This window comes from Streptomyces sp. NPDC056373, assembly GCF_042262425.1.
In the GTDB taxonomy this organism is placed as follows: domain Bacteria; phylum Actinomycetota; class Actinomycetes; order Streptomycetales; family Streptomycetaceae; genus Streptomyces.
The window spans coordinates 340,276-356,441 of sequence record NZ_JBHJPX010000010.1 but is presented as its reverse complement, the minus strand read 5'-3'; the positions used below and the strand labels follow the sequence as shown (position 1 = coordinate 356,441).

At 71.7% G+C, this 16,166-nt stretch carries 11 protein-coding genes; 8 read left to right on the top strand and 3 right to left on the bottom strand.

Annotated elements, in window-relative coordinates:
• Window positions 1-100: 100 nt before the first annotated feature.
• On the bottom strand, window positions 101-1,288 hold the full coding sequence (locus tag ACFCXS_RS23410; RefSeq protein WP_376645270.1) for a mannosyltransferase family protein: 1,188 nt from the start codon (window positions 1,286-1,288) through the stop codon (window positions 101-103).
• A 263-nt stretch (window positions 1,289-1,551) separates the two neighbouring features.
• Here ACFCXS_RS23410 and ACFCXS_RS23405 point away from each other — a divergent pair, with 263 nt between their 5' ends.
• Window positions 1,552-3,153 carry an MFS transporter gene (locus ACFCXS_RS23405; protein WP_376645269.1) on the top strand — a complete coding sequence of 534 codons (1,602 nt, stop codon included), beginning with the start codon at window positions 1,552-1,554 and terminating at the stop codon, window positions 3,151-3,153.
• A 347-nt stretch (window positions 3,154-3,500) separates the two neighbouring features.
• Window positions 3,501-4,691, top strand: a complete 1,191-nt coding sequence (locus ACFCXS_RS23400; RefSeq protein ID WP_376645268.1) for an acyl-CoA dehydrogenase family protein — start codon at window positions 3,501-3,503, stop codon at window positions 4,689-4,691.
• Window positions 4,692-4,740: 49 nt separating this feature from the next.
• Here ACFCXS_RS23400 and ACFCXS_RS23395 read toward each other — a convergent pair whose 3' ends face one another.
• A complete protein-coding gene (locus ACFCXS_RS23395; protein WP_053672325.1) occupies window positions 4,741-5,181 on the bottom strand; it encodes a cell division protein SepF in 441 nt (146 codons plus the stop codon).
• Between the two features lie 290 nt (window positions 5,182-5,471).
• On the opposite strand from ACFCXS_RS23395, the gene ACFCXS_RS23390 reads away from it, so the two are divergent.
• The 4 genes from ACFCXS_RS23390 (at window position 5,472) to ACFCXS_RS23375 (ending at window position 10,215) form a co-directional block, all read left to right on the top strand.
• Entirely contained in the window at window positions 5,472-6,722 is a 1,251-nt protein-coding gene (locus ACFCXS_RS23390) for a DUF5685 family protein (protein WP_376645267.1), read from the top strand.
• 27 nt (window positions 6,723-6,749) lie between these two features.
• Window positions 6,750-7,532, top strand: a complete 783-nt coding sequence (locus ACFCXS_RS23385) for a DUF1684 domain-containing protein (protein ID WP_376645266.1) — start codon at window positions 6,750-6,752, stop codon at window positions 7,530-7,532.
• Between the two features lie 230 nt (window positions 7,533-7,762).
• Window positions 7,763-8,668 (top strand): S1 family peptidase, encoded by a 906-nt coding sequence (locus ACFCXS_RS23380; protein ID WP_376645265.1) that lies wholly within the window; start codon window positions 7,763-7,765, stop codon window positions 8,666-8,668.
• Between the two features lie 464 nt (window positions 8,669-9,132).
• Window positions 9,133-10,215, top strand: coding sequence for a S1 family peptidase (locus ACFCXS_RS23375; protein ID WP_376645264.1), 1,083 nt, complete (start codon window positions 9,133-9,135; stop codon window positions 10,213-10,215).
• Between the two features lie 248 nt (window positions 10,216-10,463).
• Here the strand turns inward: ACFCXS_RS23375 and ACFCXS_RS23370 are convergent, their stop codons facing one another.
• Window positions 10,464-11,480 carry a DUF3533 domain-containing protein gene (locus tag ACFCXS_RS23370; RefSeq protein WP_376645263.1) on the bottom strand — a complete coding sequence of 339 codons (1,017 nt, stop codon included), beginning with the start codon at window positions 11,478-11,480 and terminating at the stop codon, window positions 10,464-10,466.
• A 154-nt stretch (window positions 11,481-11,634) separates the two neighbouring features.
• On the opposite strand from ACFCXS_RS23370, the gene ACFCXS_RS23365 reads away from it, so the two are divergent.
• Window positions 11,635-15,183 carry a DNA polymerase III subunit alpha gene (locus ACFCXS_RS23365; protein ID WP_376645262.1) on the top strand — a complete coding sequence of 1,183 codons (3,549 nt, stop codon included), beginning with the start codon at window positions 11,635-11,637 and terminating at the stop codon, window positions 15,181-15,183.
• On the top strand, window positions 15,180-16,163 hold the full coding sequence (locus tag ACFCXS_RS23360; protein WP_376645261.1) for a hypothetical protein: 984 nt from the start codon (window positions 15,180-15,182) through the stop codon (window positions 16,161-16,163). The genes ACFCXS_RS23365 and ACFCXS_RS23360 overlap by 4 nt, the downstream gene beginning before the upstream one ends.
• Window positions 16,164-16,166: the final 3 nt, after the last annotated feature.

Here is a 16,166-nt window from a genome sequence, read left to right as displayed (position 1 = left end):
GACCTTCAATTCCTTTGATCATTTCGGATGCGGGTTTTATTGCGCTTTTGAATTCGTTCACCCCGGCATGGCCCCGAATTCCCCCTGCGCTCACAGCGGGTCAGGGCGGCCCGGACCCGTTCAGCCAGAACGCCCCGTACACCGCGGAGGCCACCGCCACGCCCCCCAGCACCGCCGCTGACCTGCGGATACGAGCCCTGGACAAGGCTACGGCGAGGGGCAGCAGCAGGGGGAAGGCGGGCAGCAGCAGCCGCGGTTTCGAGCCGAAGTAGCTCGACGCGCACAGGGCGAGCGCGGTCACGACCCCCGTGTAGACCAGCAGCGGCAGGGGCTGGCGCTGACGTACTCCGGTCACGTACAGCCAGACGACTGACGCCACCCCGAGGACCAGCCCCACACCGGCCAGGGCCGCCGGGAACGACGTGAACTTCTCCGCGACGAACCGGGCGAAGGCGTACCCGCCGTCGAAACCGTTGCGCCATCCGGCCTGGACGTCCAGATACCCCAGCGGACCCCTGCCCGTGCGGTGCCCGACCCAGAAGACGTAGCCGGCGGTGCCCAGGGGGGCCAGGAGCATGGCGAGGACGCGCCGGGCCCGGGTCCCGCGGTCGGCCGGCGGGTCCGTGACGTGCGGACCGGCCGCGCGTCCCTCCCGCACGAAGGCGGCCGCGGCCGCCACCCACACCGCCGCCACCACGGCCAGGCCCACCGGGCGGGTCAGTCCCGCGAGCAGGGCCAGCGCGCCCGCCGTCATCCAGCGGCCGGTCAGCACCGCGTACAGCGACCAGGCCGCGAGCGCCGTGAACAGGGACTCGCTGTACGCCATCGACTGCACGATCCCGACCGGCAGGACGGCCCACAACAGCACCGCGCACCCGCCCGCCCGGCGGCCGTACACATGATCAGCCACCGCGAAGATCCCCCACGCCGCGGCGAGCGAGGCGAGCAGGCTGACGAGGAAACCCCCGTCCGCGTACGACAGCGGCGAAACCGCCGCCACCAGCCGCTCCAGCCAGGGCAGCAGCGGGAAGAACGCCAGGTTCGAGTGCACGTCCCCGTTCTCGAGGCGCACCTCGTAGCCGTAACCGAGCTCGGCGACCCTGACGTACCAGAGCGCGTCCCAGCGGGCCGTCAGCAGTGTGTACGCGCTCTTGCCCCGCGCCTCGCTCCACAGGAACAGGGCGAGCAGGCCCAGGGCGCGGACGGCCGCGTACCCGGCGAGCGCCGGGGCCGCCCGGCGCAGGGCCCCGGCGCGAGGCGGGGCCGCGCGCGTCTCGAGATCGGTCACCCGCCCGATTATCGACCCGGGGCGGAACCACCCGGTCGGCCGACGCGTCGACGACACGGAGGGAAGTGGCGTACGCCACATCCCTCCGCCGGAGGTGTGAGAGGTCCGCCACTGGCCTGCGCCGGGGACTCGCGTACTCTGACGTGTCACTCGCTTTTCGTTTGCGCCGGCCGGAGACCGCCGCTCCTCTCCGGCCCAGTCGCGGGGGCGTCCCCCACCCCGTGAGCCCGCCGATCGCGAGGGAACATCTGGGAGGTACGTACATGTCCGGCACGACCACGGCCGCCGCTGCGCTGCGCCGTCGGGCGGCCGGGGCCGGTGCCAACCGCTGGGTGGTCCTCGTCGTCCTCTGCGTCAGCCTGCTGCTGGTCGCCGTCGACGCCACCGTGCTGCACGTGGCGGTCCCCGCCGTCACCGAGGACCTCAAGCCCGGCGGGATGGAGCTGCTCTGGATCGTCGACGTCTACCCGCTGGTCTGCGCCTCGCTGCTGATCCTGTTCGGCACGCTGGGCGACCGCGTCGGCCGCCGCAGAGTCCTGCTCCTCGGATACGCGCTGTTCGGCGTCGCCTCCGGTCTCGCGGCCCTGGCCGACAGCGCCCAGGTACTGATCGTGGCGCGGGCGCTGCTCGGCGTGGGCGGCGCGATGATCATGCCCGCCACCCTGTCGATCCTGCGGCAGGTCTTCCCGGACCGGCGCGAACGGGCGCTCGCGATAGGCGTCTGGAGCGCCGTGGCGGCGGTGGGCGCGGCGGTCGGTCCGCTGCTCGGCGGCTTCCTGCTGGAGCACTTCTGGTGGGGCTCGGTCTTCCTCGTCAACATCCCCCTGATGCTGGTCAGCCTCCCGGTCGGACGGCTGCTGCTGCCCGAGTCGAAGGGGGACGGCAAGGGTCCCTGGGACGTGGTGGGCGCGCTGATGGCGGCGGCCGGACTGTTCGGTGTCGTGCTGGGCGTGAAGCGGCTCGGCAGCGGGGGGTCGCCGGGCAGCCTGCTCACGGTGCTGCCGCTGGTGGTGGGCGCCGCGCTGCTGGTCGGCTTCGTCCGGCGGCAGCGGCGGCGGAGGTATCCGCTGGTGGACCTCAAGATGTTCGCGCGGCCGGCGTTCAGCACGTCCGTCGGGTGCATCGTGCTGGCGATGCTCGCGCTGGTGGGTCTGGAACTGATCGCCGCGCAGTATCTGCAGCTGGTGCTCGGGCTGTCGCCGCTGGAGACCGGGCTGCGGTTGCTGCCGCTGACGCTCGCGGCGATGGCGGCCGGGCTGGCAGGGGCGCGGATGCTGCGGCGGTTCGGGCCGCGCCGGATGGTGTGCGCCGGGTTCTGTCTCACGGCGTTCGCCGTGGTGCTGCTGACGGCGCTGGGGCGGACGGACGACACCGCGCTGATGCTGAGCGGGTTCGTGCTGCTCGGCTTCGGGCTGGAGACGACGCTGTTCGGGGCGTACGAGTCGATGCTGAGTGAGGCGCCGCAGGAGCAGGCCGGTGGGGCGGCGGCGATCGGGGAGACGTCGTACCAGCTCGGGGCGGGCATCGGGATCGCGCTGCTCGGCACGGTGATGAACGCGGCGTACGCGCCCGGGCTGTCGGGCGTGCCCGGGGTCCCGGCGCCGGCATCCGCGGCCGCGGGGCATTCGCTGGGGGAGGCGTACGAGGTTGCCGCGCGGCTGGGCGGGTCCGCCGGTGCCGGTCTGCGGCATGCCGCCCGGGACGCGTTCGTGCACGGGCTGCATGTGACGTTGCTGGTGAGCGCGGGGTTGTTGCTGCTCGGGGCGGTGATGGCGTTGCGGTTGCCGCGGGTGATGCAGTGTGAGCCGGAACAGGTGGAGCTTCCTGCCCCGAGGGACGCTGCGGAGTCCCGCGTCTCGGTGTGAGGCCCTTTTCGCCCACCTACGCGCCGCCCGTAGCCGTCGGGGGAGGGGCGGGGGTCGCCTGTGGGGGTGGTTCGTCGTCGGCGGCTTGCGGTGTGGGGTCGTTGCCCGCCGGCGCGCCGGCCGCTGCGGGTCACTGAGGGGCCGGGGGCGCCCGTGGGCGGTGCTCGGCGTTGGGCGGGTTGCGGGGCGTGCCCCACGGGGACCCGTGCGGACCGTGAGCCGTCAACGGTGCGATCCGCCCACGGGCCCCGGCATTCAGTCGGCAGGTACGGCTGGTGCGTGGGTGGGTCGAAGCCGTAGCGTCTTGATTAGCACTGCTAGTTAATGAGCTTCGGAGGGTGTCGATCATGTCCGGTTCGTCCAAGCTGCCTCCCTTCGATCCCGGCGATCCCCTCGGCCTGGACGATCTGCTGGAGCCCGAGGACCTCGGGATCAGGGACACCGTGCGGGCCTGGGCCGCGGACCGGGTCCTGCCGCATGTCGCCGAGTGGTACGAGAAGGGGGAGCTGCCGGGGATCCGGGAGCTGGCCAGGGAGCTGGGCGGCATCGGAGCCCTCGGGATGTCCCTGGAGGGGTACGGGTGTGCCGGCGCGTCCGCCGTGCAGTACGGGCTCGCCTGCCTGGAGCTGGAGGCCGCCGACTCCGGCATCCGTTCCCTCGTCTCCGTGCAGGGCTCCCTCGCCATGTACGCGATCCACCGCTTCGGCAGCGAGGAGCAGAAGCAGCGGTGGCTGCCGCGCATGGCCGCCGGCGAGGTCATCGGCTGCTTCGGGCTCACCGAGCCCGACCACGGCTCCGACCCCGCCGCCATGCGGACGTACGCCAAGCGCGACGGCTCCGACTGGGTCCTCAACGGCCGCAAGATGTGGATCACCAACGGGTCGGTCGCCGGTGTCGCCGTCGTGTGGGCGCAGACCGAGGAGGGGATCCGCGGATTCGCGGTGCCCACCGACAGCGGCGGGTTCTCCGCTCCCGAGATCAAGCACAAGTGGTCCCTGCGGGCCTCTGTCACCAGCGAGCTCGTCCTCGACGACGTGCGGCTGCCCGCCGACGCAGTCCTCCCGGAGGTCACCGGCCTGCGCGGACCCCTGAGCTGCCTCTCGCACGCCCGGTACGGAATCGTCTGGGGCGCCATGGGCGCGGCCCGTGCCAGTTTCGAGGCCGCGGTCGACTACGCGAAGTCGCGGGAGCAGTTCGGGCGGCCCATCGGCGGCTTCCAGCTCACCCAGGCCAAACTCGCCGACATGGCGGTCGAACTGCACAAGGGGATTCTGCTCGCCCACCATCTGGGGCGGCGTATGGACGCCGGCCGCCTGCGTCCCGAGCAGGTCAGCTTCGGCAAGCTCAACAACGTGCGGGAGGCGATCGAGATCTGCCGCACGGCCCGGACGATTCTCGGGGCCAACGGGATCTCGCTCGAATATCCGGTGATGCGGCACGCGACCAACCTCGAATCGGTGCTCACCTATGAGGGCACCGTCGAGATGCACCAGCTCGTGCTGGGCAAGGCGCTCACCGGACTCGACGCCTTCCGGTAGGCCGGTCCGGCAACCCTGCCAGGGGGCAGGGCCGGTGAGCGGCCCTGCCTCAGCTCTGGTTGAAGAAGCCGTCCGTACGGTGTCCGGCCGGGTCGCCGTTGACGATCTCCGTGTGGGCCGGGGTCAGCAGGAACACACGGGTCGAGACTCTCTCGATCGAACCGCGCAGGCCGAAGATCAGCCCTGCCGCGAAGTCCACCACGCGCTTGGCGTCGGAGGCCTCCATGGCCGTGAGGTTCATGATGACCGGCACGCCCTCGCGGAACAGCTCGCCGATGGCGCGTGCGTCCCGGAAGCTGTCCGGGGTCACCGTGCCGATGCGGCGGCCCTTCTCCTCGGCGACGTCCGAGGCCACCTTGACGCGCGGGTCGGTGACCCAGGCTTCCCCGGGCTCGTTTCCGTCGGAGTAGTCGTCGTCGTCGTAGTAACGCTCGTCTTCGTTGTCGTCGACGAGGCCAAGCCAGGCACTTGCCTTGCGTACCGATCCCATGGACGCCTCCTCTCACAGCGGTCTTTCTGCTTTCCGCATCCCTATGGTCGTCCATGATGCGGATGGCGCGCCAAGTGGATAGACGCCGCACGGGGGGTTTGTGACGGTACTGGTGCACAGCGATTCCGTCGAGAGTCCGTGTGTCCCAAGGGCCGTTTCCCAAACGGCTGCTGACTGTGAGTGAAATATGATTCTTCCCGGCGTACGGGTGATGGCCGGGGCGTACGGGTGAATGCCGGGGTCGATACGATGCCGCAGCTCAGCGTCGTCACGAAGTTCGGGGGAGCGTTGTGTTCGGAATCGTCAGGCCTTGCAGACACCGGCTCGGAGACCGGCTCGCCGGCCAGTGGACGGCGCATTTGTGCGGGCTTTGCCTCGCTCTGCGCGGGGATCACGGGCAGTTCGCCCGGATCGTCACGAATTATGACGGGCTGCTTCTCTCGGTTCTGACGGAGGCTCAGGCGGAGAGCGGGGGCGGGGCGGGCCGGCGTACGGCCGGACCGTGCCCGCTGCGCGGCATGCGCACCGCCTCCGTCGCGGACGGCGAGGGAGCCCGGCTCGCGGCGGCCGTTTCCCTGGTGCTGGCCTCGGCGAAGGTGCGCGATCACGTCACCGACGGTGACGGGCTGCTGGCCCGCAGGCCGGTGGCGCGTGCCGCGCGACGGGTCGCCGCGAGCTGGGACACGGCCGGTGCGCGGAGCGGCACCGCTGTGGGATTTGACACCTCGCTCCTGGTCGACGCGGTGGACCGGCAGGTCGGGATCGAGGCGCTGGCCGGGCCGGGGACGCCGATCCTGACGGTCACCGAGCCGACCGAGACCGCCACCGCCGCCGCCTTCGCGCACACCGCGGTCCTCGCCGGCCGGTCACGCAACGCCATACCGCTCTCCGAGGCCGGTCGGCTCTTCGGACGCCTCGCTCACCTGCTGGACGCCGTGGAGGACCTGCACACTGACGCCGCGTCAGGCGCCTGGAACCCGATCACCGCGACCGGCACCTCCCTGGTGGAGGCCAGGCGGCTGGCCGACGACGCGGTGCGCGGAGTGCGACTCGCGCTGCGCGACGCCGAGTTCACCGACGGGCAGCTCGTGCATCTGCTGCTGGTGCACGAACTGCGGCGCTCGGTGGACCGGGCGTTCGGCACGGTGCCGGTGTGCGCCGCCCACCAGGGCGGCGGTCCCTACGGGCCGCAGGGACCCCACGGACAGCAGCCGCCGGGGCCCTACGGCTCCCCGCAGCAGCCGCCTGGGCCCTACGGCTCCCCGCAGCACCCGTACGCGGGCGGTGGCGGAAACCCGTACGGCGGCGGGGCTTACGGCGGGGACGGTTTCGGCGGCGGCGGTTTCGGTGGTGGCGCTCCCGTGCCGCAACCGCCCCGCCGGCGTGGGTTCTGGGCCGGCTGCGGGATGTTCTGGCTGCTGTGCTGCACCTGCAAGCTGTGCTGTGCCAAGGAGTACGAGGGGCCGTGGTCCCGCAAGATGCGCGAGGGCATCTGCCGGGACTGTGACGGGTGTGACTGCTGCTGCCCCTGCGACGGCTGACCTGCCCCCTGTGGCAGGGTCGTGCGTATGACGACGGACGCATCCGAGGACTGGCGGCGGTGGCACGAGCGGCGCGTCGCGACGGTGTCGGCGCCGTACGGGCCGCTGGCGCTCATCGGCACTCACTGGCTCGAGGACTATCCGGACGGTCGACTTCCGGACATCCCCGGGTCCTGGCGGGCCGACGGTGACGCGGTCGTGCTGACCGCTGCCGAGCCGGACGGTCTCACCGTGGACGGGCGGCCCTTCGGTGGTGAGGTGCGGCTCGCGGCCGACCAGGGACCCGCGAGCGAGGCCAGGGTGGCGCACGGCGAGCGGCGCCAGGTCGTGCTGGTGCGCGAGGGGGCGTGGGGCGTGCGGGACTTCGACCCGAAATCCTCCGCACGCCGGGCGTTCGGTGGCCTGCGCGTCACTCCGTTCGACCCGCGCTGGGTGGTGCCGGGGCGCTTCACGCCGTACGGCACCGGCCGTACCGTCCGGGTGCCGAACGCCGACGGACGGGAGCGCGGGCTCGGGCTCGCCGGGGAACTGGCCTTCGTACTGGAAGGGCGGGAACGGACCCTTCAGGTGACGCTCCGGGACGACGGCTCGCTGTGGGCCGTGTTCGCCGACGCCACCAGCGGGAACGGCAGTTACCGCTTCCGGTTCCTGTATCCGGCCGCGCCGGACGCCGAGGGGCTGACCACGGTCGACTTCAACCGGGCGCTGCTGCCGCCGTGCGCCTTCGCCGACCACTTCGTCTGCCCCTTCCCGCCGCCGGGGAACACGCTGGACACCGGGATCGCGGCGGGGGAGCGCGCGCTGGTGTGAGGTTGCGCCGGGAGGGGGGAAGGGCGGCCTCTTCGGCACTTCGTAAAGATCCATCAAAGGCGGGAGTCCGAAAGGCACTCTTGCGCCGACCGGCCGTTCGGCCGAATACTCCCCCTCAGCGCTTGTCAGGGGCACGGCGTGTTCGGAATCCGGACGGCCGGTCCCAGGCTGCGCCTCACGGGCCCGAAACCCCACGAGGGCCCCCGACTTCCTTTGTGGAGGAACGAAAAGTGAGGATCAAGCGCACCACCCCCCGCAGTGGCATTTCGAGACGGACCCGGCTGATCGCCGTTTCCACCGGCCTCGTTGCCGCCGCAGCGATCGCGATCCCCAGCGCGAACGCCTCCGACACCCCCACCACCTTCAGCGCCGCCGAGCTCAAGAGCGCCGGCGGCTCCTTGCTGAAGGCCGACGTCCCGGGCACCGCCTGGGCCGTCGACAGCAAGACCAACCGCGTGCTCGTGACCGTGGACAGTACGGTCACGCAGGCCGAGATAGCGAAGATCAAGCAGCAGGCCGGCGGCAACGCCGACGCGCTCACGATCAAGCGCACCCCGGGCAAGTTCAGCAAGCTCATCCAGGGCGGCGACGCCATCTATGCGAGTAGCTGGCGCTGCTCCCTCGGCTTCAACGTCCGTGCCAGCAACGGCACCGAGTACTTCCTGACCGCCGGTCACTGCACCGACGGCGCGGGCACCTGGTACTCCAACTCCGGCCGCACCACGGTCATCGGCTCGACCGCCGGCTCCAGCTTCCCGGGCAACGACTACGGCCTCGTGCGCTACAGCGGGTCCGTCAGTCGTCCCGGCACCGCCAACGGCGTGGACATCACGCGTGCGGCCACCCCGAGCGTGGGCACCACCGTCATCCGCGACGGCTCCACGACCGGGACGCACAGCGGCCGTGTCACCGCCCTCAACGCCACCGTCAACTACGGCGGCGGGGACATCGTCTCCGGCCTGATCCAGACCACCGTCTGTGCCGAGCCCGGTGACTCCGGCGGTTCGCTCTACGGCAGCAACGGCACGGCGTACGGTCTGACCTCGGGCGGCAGTGGCAACTGCTCCTCCGGTGGCACGACGTTCTTCCAGCCCGTCACGGAGGCCCTGAGCGCCTACGGCGTCAGCGTGTACTAGGCCCTGGCGGCAGTTCGAGGCACTTCTCTTCGCAGTACTTCTCGTGGCCCCCGCTCGCATCGCGTGCGGGGGCTTCGTGTTGCGTGTGGGGGCTTCGTGTTGTGTATGGGTGCTTCGTGTTGTGTACGGGTCCCCCGGTTCGGTTCCGGCCCCGCGTGGGCCGCCTTCGTGTCTCTCTCCGAACAGGCCTCGGGAGGGGCGAAATTCAGCCACGTGCAGACGTCACAGAGTGGGCACACATTACTCACGCGTAATGTTTGCACTGTGAACGCAAGGGAGTTGGGTCCGATTTGATCGTGGACGGTCAAAATGAGGCGGCGTGCGAAGCGCTGTCTACGCGCGTCTCGAAGTCACCCTTGTGTGCTCCCTGTCGTCCTCGGAATAGTGGGCGCTCGTCAACGAAGCCTTCCGGCTCGTGAGGTCCCCACAACCTCTCGTGCCGACCCCCCACAGGAGGACGAAAGTTGAAGCACCGACGCATACCCAAGCGGCGTGCAGCCGTGGCAGGTGCGGGCATCGCCGCGCTGGTCGCCGCGGGAGTGACGTTCCAGACCGCGAACGCCAGTGAGACCCCTGAGGCGTCCGCGCCCCGGACCCTGTCGGTCACCGCGGCCGGAAAGCTCGCCTCGTCGCTGGCCGAGGACCTGGGCGGCGACGCGGCCGGGACGTACTACGACACCAAGAGCAAGAGCCTCGTGGTGAACGTGCTCGACGAGAGCGCGGCCCAGGCCGTGGAGAAGGCCGGTGCCAAGGCGAGAGTCGTGGCGAACTCCCTCGCCGAACTCAAGAGCGCCCGCGGCGCGCTGAAGAAGGACGCGACGATCCCCGGGACCGCCTGGGTGACCGACCCGACCACGAACAAGGTCGTCGTGACCGCCGACCGTACGGTCTCCAAGGCCGAGTGGGCGACACTGACGAAGGTCGTGGACGGGCTCGGGGCGAAGGCCGAACTCAAGCGGTCCAAGGGGGAGTACAAGCCCTTCGTCGCCGGTGGCGACGCGATCACCGGTGGCAGCGGGCGCTGCTCGCTGGGCTTCAACGTGGTCAAGGGCGGTGAGCCGTTCTTCCTGACCGCGGGTCACTGCACCGAGGGCATCTCCACGTGGTCGGACTCCAGCGGCAAGGAGATCGGCACCAACGCGGACTCCCAGTTCCCGGACAACGACTACGGGCTGGTCAAGTACACCGCGGAGGTCGACCACCCGAGTGAGGTGAACCTGTACAACGGGTCCGCCCAGAAGATCTCGGGCGCCGCGGACGCGACCGTCGGCATGGCGGTCACCCGGAGCGGGTCGACCACGCAGGTGCACGACGGCAAGGTCACGGGGCTGGACGCCACCGTGAACTACGGCAACGGCGACATCGTGAACGGGCTGATCCAGACCGACGTGTGCGCGGAGCCGGGTGACAGTGGCGGGTCGCTGTTCTCCGGGGACAAGGCGGTCGGCCTCACGTCCGGCGGCAGCGGTGACTGCACCTCGGGCGGGGAGACGTTCTTCCAGCCGGTGACCGAGGCGCTGTCGGCTACCGGGACGCAGATCGGCTGACACATGAGTGTGTGAAGTCCCGCCCCTTGTGCGAGGGGCGGGACTTTTGCGTGCCGTCTCGCCGGGTGGGGGTGCGCGTCTTCGCCTTGCGCGGGGTGGGGGTCGGGGCCGTGTCGGGGGGTGTCCGTCCTCGGAACGTCGCGATGGGCTTGCACGCCGACCGACTGTTCGTTGACGCGACAACCGCTGCGGGCGGACACCCCCCGACACGGCCTTGCGTCCGACGGCGGGTGCGGGGCCCGCTGTGATTACGGCGTCGCCTTCGCGCGCTTGCGTACGGTGGCCGCTGCCATGGTGATCGCGGCTCCTGCTACGGCCCATGCCGCCAGTACGAGGAGGGGGCCGGTCATCGCGTTGTTGTCGAAGTAGGCGATGGAGCGGGTCGACCAGGTGCCGGCGCCCGGGGGCAGGGCCGGGCCGATCGCCTTCCAGAAGGGTGGCAGGAGGGGTGGGGGCAGGGCGCCGCCCGCGCTGGGGTTGCCGAGGATGACCACCAGCAGGATGACCAGGCCGATGCCGATCGTGCCGAAGACGCCCTGGAGGGCGAGGGTGGCCGCGCCCACGGCGAAGATGATCAGGGTGCCCAGGCCCCAGAGGGCCGCGGTGCTGCCCGGCAGGGCGTCCAGGATCGGGCCGGTGATGAGGGCGCCGCCGAGACCGCCGATGATCGCGACCAGGGCCATGACCGCGAGGCGGATCGCGGCGCGGGTGGGGTTGGAGGGTTTCGCCCCGGCGCTGAGGGCCAGGGCCGCGGCGCCCAGGTAGCCGCCGACGCACCAGCCGATCACCAGGTAGAAGGACGAGAGCCCGTTGGGGTCGTGGGGCGCGGACGGGATCACGTCGATCGTCCGGACGGTGCGCCGCTCGGACTTCTCCAAGGTGCTGACGAGGGCCGTCAGCGTCGTGGAGAGGATCCTGCCGCCGCCCGAGGCGACCAGGAGGGTGTCGGCGCCGGCTCCGGGAGCGATGATCAGGGCCGCGTCGATGTCGCGGTGGGCGAGCTGGGTGCGGGCCGCTGCCGCGTTCGGCAGGGCGCGGGGGTCCAGGGGGGAGTCGGGGAGCTGTTCGAGTCGGGCGACCGCCTGGCCGGCCACGGCCTGTGGGGCGACCACGCCGAAGGGCACGTCCTTGGGCTTCGGGTCATGCAGTGCTCCCACGTACGAGGCGATGAACAGCAGCTGGAGCGCGATCACGCCGACGACGAGCAGGGTGGCCCGCGGCGTGACGGCGTCTCTCACCTCAGCGAGGAACGAGCTGTGCGGCATGCCTCCACGGTCGGGGGGTTCGTGGTGTTTCCGCAGGTGGGGCGGGGCCGAACGGATGTCGCACATACATTCGAGGATGGGGGTATGGTGGGGGTGAGGTAGCTGGGAACAGATGTTCGAGAGCTGGTGTGGCTCACGAGTGCGGGAGGTGCGTGTGCCGGGGTTCACGCATCTGCACACCGTCTCCGGATTCTCGTTGCGTCATGGAGCCACGCACCCGGAGCGGCTGGCCGAGCGTGCCTCCGAGCGGGGGATGGACGCCCTGGCGCTGACCGATCGCGACACGCTCGCCGGCGCGGTCCGGTTCTCGAAGGCCTGCGGCAAGGCGGGGGTCCGGCCGCTGTTCGGGGTCGATCTGGCGGTGGCGGGTGTGGAGCCCTTGGTCGAGCGGCGACGGCGGACGCCGGTGCGGGGTGGTGCCTTTGTCGACGAGTCGGCTCCCCGCGTGACCTTTCTCGCCCGGGACGGTGCCCGGGGGTGGGGCGAGCTGTGCCGGCTCGTCTCGGCCGCCCATGAGGGGGAGGGGACGCCCCTGCTGTCCTGGGGGCGCAATCATGCCGAGGGGCTGACCGTGCTGCTCGGGCCCGCGTCGGACGTCGGGCGTGCCCTGGCCGCGGGACGGCCCGACCGGGCGGCGCGACTGCTCGCGCCCTGGCGGGACGTCTACGGCGACGGCCTGCGGCTGGAGGCCGTCTGGCACGGCCGGGAGGGTACCGGGCCGGGGTCGCTGCGGCTGGCCGCCCGTACCGTCGGGTTCGCCGCCGAGCAGCGCATCCGGCCCGTGCTCACCAACGCGGTGCGGTACGCCGACCCGGGTCTCGGGCCGGTCGCCGACGTGCTGGACGCCGCCCGGCGGCTGGTGCCCGTCGATCCGGCCAAGGGGCTGGACTCCGGCCAGGCCTGGCTCAAGGGTGCCGGGGACATGGCCGGGGTGGCGGAGCGGATCGTGGAGGCCGCGGGATTCCGGCGGGAGACCGCTCACCGGCTGGTGGAGCAGACGCAGGCCACGGCCGCCGAATGCCTGGTCGACCCCGAGGACGATCTCGGGATCGGTACCGTCCACTTTCCCGAGCCGCATCTGGTCGGCGCCGGGCGCCGCACCGCCCAGCGGACGCTGGCCTCGCGGGCGGCGGCCGGAATGGTGCTGCGCGGGTACGACCGGCAGCGGGAGTACTGGGAGCGGATGCACCACGAGCTGGACATCATCGCCCACCACGGGTTCGCCTCCTACTTCCTGACCGTCGCCCAGGTCGTGGACGACGTCCGGGAGATGGGCGTCCGGGTCGCAGCCCGGGGGTCCGGGGCCGGGTCTCTCGTCAATCACCTGCTCGGCATCGCGCACGCCGATCCGATCGAGCACCGGCTGCTGATGGAGCGGTTCCTGTCGAAGGAGCGGGTCGTGCTGCCCGACATCGACATCGACGTGGAGTCCGCGCGCCGGCTGGAGGTCTACCGCGCGATCATCGACCGGTTCGGCACCGAGCGGGTCGCGACGGTCGCGATGCCGGAGACGTATCGCGTACGGCACGCCATCCGTGATGTGGGGGCCGCCCTGTCCATGGACCCGGCCGAGATCGACCGGGTCGCCAAGGCCTTTCCTCATATCCGGGCGCGGGATGCCCGTGCGGCACTGGAGGAGTTGCCCGAGCTGCGCGCGCTGGCCGGGGAGAAGGAGAAGTACGGGAGGCTGTGGGAGCTGGTCGAGGCGCTGGACGCCCTGCCGCGCGGGGTGGCCATGCACCCGTGTGGGGTCCTGCTGTCGGATGCCTCGCTGCTCGCGCGTACGCCGGTCATGCCGACCAGTGGCGAGGGCTTCCCGATGTCCCAGTTCGACAAGGACGACGTCGAGGACCTCGGGCTGCTGAAGCTCGATGTGCTGGGCGTGCGGATGCAGTCGGCCATGGCGCACGCGGTCGGGGAAGTGGAGCGGGTGTCGGGCGTCCGGGTGGATCTGGACGCCCTGGCGCCGGGCGATCAGGAGACGTACCGGCTGATTCAGTCCACCGAGACGCTCGGGTGCTTCCAGATCGAGTCGCCCGGGCAGCGGGATCTGGTCGGGCGGCTCCAGCCGGCCACGTTCCACGATCTCGTCGTCGACATCTCGCTGTTCCGGCCCGGGCCGGTCGCCGCCGACATGGTGCGGCCGTTCATCGAGGCGCGGCACGGGCGGGCGCCGATCCGGTATCCGCATCCGGACCTGGAGGAACCGCTGCGGGACACGTACGGGGTCGTCGTCTTCCACGAGCAGATCATCGACATCGTCGCCATCATGACCGGCTGCGGGCGCGGCGAGGCCGACCGGGTGCGGCGCGGGCTGTCGGACCCGGAGTCGCAGGCGCGGATCAAGGTGTGGTTCGCGCGGCACGCGGCGGCCCGGGGGTATGAGGCGGACACGGTTCAGCGGACCTGGGAGATCGTCGAGGCCTTCGGGTCCTACGGCTTCTGCAAGGCGCACGCGGTCGCCTTCGCCGTGCCGACCTACCAGTCGGCGTGGCTGAAAACGCATCATCCGGCTGCCTTCTACGCCGGGCTGCTCACGCACGATCCCGGGATGTACCCCAAGCGGCTGCTGCTGGCGGACGCGCGGCGCCGTGGAGTTCCCGTGCTGCCGTTGGATGTGAACGCGTCGGGTGTCGCACACCGTATCGAACTGGTGTCCGGTAAATGGGGGCTGCGGCTGGCCCTCTCCGATGTGCACGGCATCAGCGAGGCCGAGGCGGCGCGGATCGCCGAGGGCCGGCCGTACGCCTCGCTGGTCGACTTCTGGGAGCGGGGCAGGCCCAGCCGTCCGGTGGCCCAGCGGCTCGCACAGGTGGGAGCGCTGGACGCGTTCGGCGCCAACCGCCGTGATCTGCAACTGCATCTGACCGAGCTGCACCGGGGCGCTCGGGGCTCGGGCGGTGGCCAGTTGCCGTTGGCCGGAGGGCGGAAGACCGCACCGGCCGGGCTTCCCGACCTCACCTCCTCGGAGCGGCTCAGTGCCGAGCTGGGCGTGCTGTCCATGGACGCCTCGCGCAATCTGATGGACGACCACCGTGGCTTCCTCGACGAGTTGGGCGTCGTCTCGGCGCGGCGGCTGCGCGAGGCCCGGCACGGCGAGACCGTGCTGGTCGCGGGCGCCAAGGCGGCCACCCAGACGCCGCCGATCCGGTCCGGCAAGCGCGTCATCTTCTCCACCCTGGACGACGGCACGGGCCTGGTCGACCTCGCCTTCTTCGACGACTCCCACGACACCTGCGCCCACACCGTCTTCCACTCCTGGCTGCTGCTGGTGCGCGGGGTGGTGCAGCGCCGCGGTCCGCGCAGCCTCAGCGTGGTGGGCGCCGCCGCCTGGAACCTCGCGGACCTGCTGGAAGTGCGCCGGGAGGAGGGGCTGGAGGGGGTCGCGGCCCGGCTGGCCGGGCCCGGACCCGGCTCCGGTGACTCCGGAGAGGAGGGATCCGGCGACGGTGGTTCCGGCGACGGTGGTTCCGGCGACGGCGGTTCCGGTGACGGCGGCGAGGGAGCCGTGCGGCGGCGCCTCGCCGGGTCGGACGGTGTGCCCGCGCCGACCGGTTCCGCGGCCAAGGATCCGATGGAGCGGCGGAAGATCCGTATGTCCACGGGGTACGAGATGCACCCCTGGGCCGATCTGCGTCCGGCGGGCGAAGAGCCCGCGAACACAAGGAAGTTGTGGCACCAGAGCCCGGGGAGTGCGGGATGACCATCCTCTGCGTACGTTTCCAGCTGCCTCCGACGAGCGAGGCGGACCTGCCCCCTCTGCTCGGGATGCTCGAGGAGTTCACCCCCGTCGTCCAGGCCCTGCCACCGGACGGGGCGCTGGCCGATCTGCACGGCGCCGAGCGGTACTTCGGGCGGGACGCCGTCGAACTGGCCTCGGTGATCCGGGTGCGGTCGCTCGCCCTCCACGGCGTCGACTGCGTGATCGGAGCCGGACCCGGGCCGATGCTGGCCCGGATGGCACTGCGCGAGGCCGTGCCCGGAGTGACGTGCGCGGTGCCCGACGAGCCGGACGCCATCGCGGAGTTCCTCGTGGACAAGCCCGTCGCCGCACTGCCCGGTGTGGGCACCGCGACCGCCCGCACCCTGGGCGACTACGGGCTCGACACCCTCGGCCGGGTCGCCGCCGCACCGCTGTCCACACTGCAGCGGCTGATCGGTGCGAAGGCCGGCCGCGAGCTGCGCGAGAAGGCGAACGGCCTCGACCGCGGCCGGGTCGTGCCCACCGCCGTCTCCCGGTCCCTGGCGGCGGAACGCCCCTTCGGGCGCGACGAACTGGACCCCGACCGGCACCGCAGGGCGCTGCTGTCGGCCGCCGAGGAGATCGGCGCCCGGCTGCGCGCCCTGGAGAAGGTCTGCCGCACGCTCACCCTCACCGTGCGCTACGCCGACCGGTCCGCCACCACCCGCAGCCGCACCCTGACCGAACCGACCGCACACTCCCCGGCGCTGACCAGGGCCGCGTACGGCATGTACGAGGCGCTCGGGCTGCAGCGGGCCCGGGTGCGGGCCATCGCCCTGCGCGCCGAGGGGCTCGACCCCGCCGACCGGGCCTCCCGCCAGCTGACCTTCGACCCGGTGGACGAGAAGGTCCGCCGTATCGAGGAGATCGCGGACCAGGCGCGGGCGAAGTTCGGGCCGCGGGCGGTGATGCCCGGGGGACTAGGGGGGCGGGCGGCGTAGCCC

Coding starts and splice junctions, on each gene's coding strand:
- ACFCXS_RS23405 (WP_376645269.1), top strand. CDS start 1,552: ATGTCCGGCACGACCACGGCCGCCGCTGCGCTGCGCCGTCGGGCGGCC.
- ACFCXS_RS23400 (WP_376645268.1), top strand. CDS start 3,501: ATGTCCGGTTCGTCCAAGCTGCCTCCCTTCGATCCCGGCGATCCCCTC.
- ACFCXS_RS23395 (WP_053672325.1), bottom strand. CDS start 5,181: ATGGGATCGGTACGCAAGGCAAGTGCCTGGCTTGGCCTCGTCGACGAC.
- ACFCXS_RS23385 (WP_376645266.1), top strand. CDS start 6,750: ATGACGACGGACGCATCCGAGGACTGGCGGCGGTGGCACGAGCGGCGC.
- ACFCXS_RS23370 (WP_376645263.1), bottom strand. CDS start 11,480: ATGCCGCACAGCTCGTTCCTCGCTGAGGTGAGAGACGCCGTCACGCCG.
- ACFCXS_RS23360 (WP_376645261.1), top strand. CDS start 15,180: ATGACCATCCTCTGCGTACGTTTCCAGCTGCCTCCGACGAGCGAGGCG.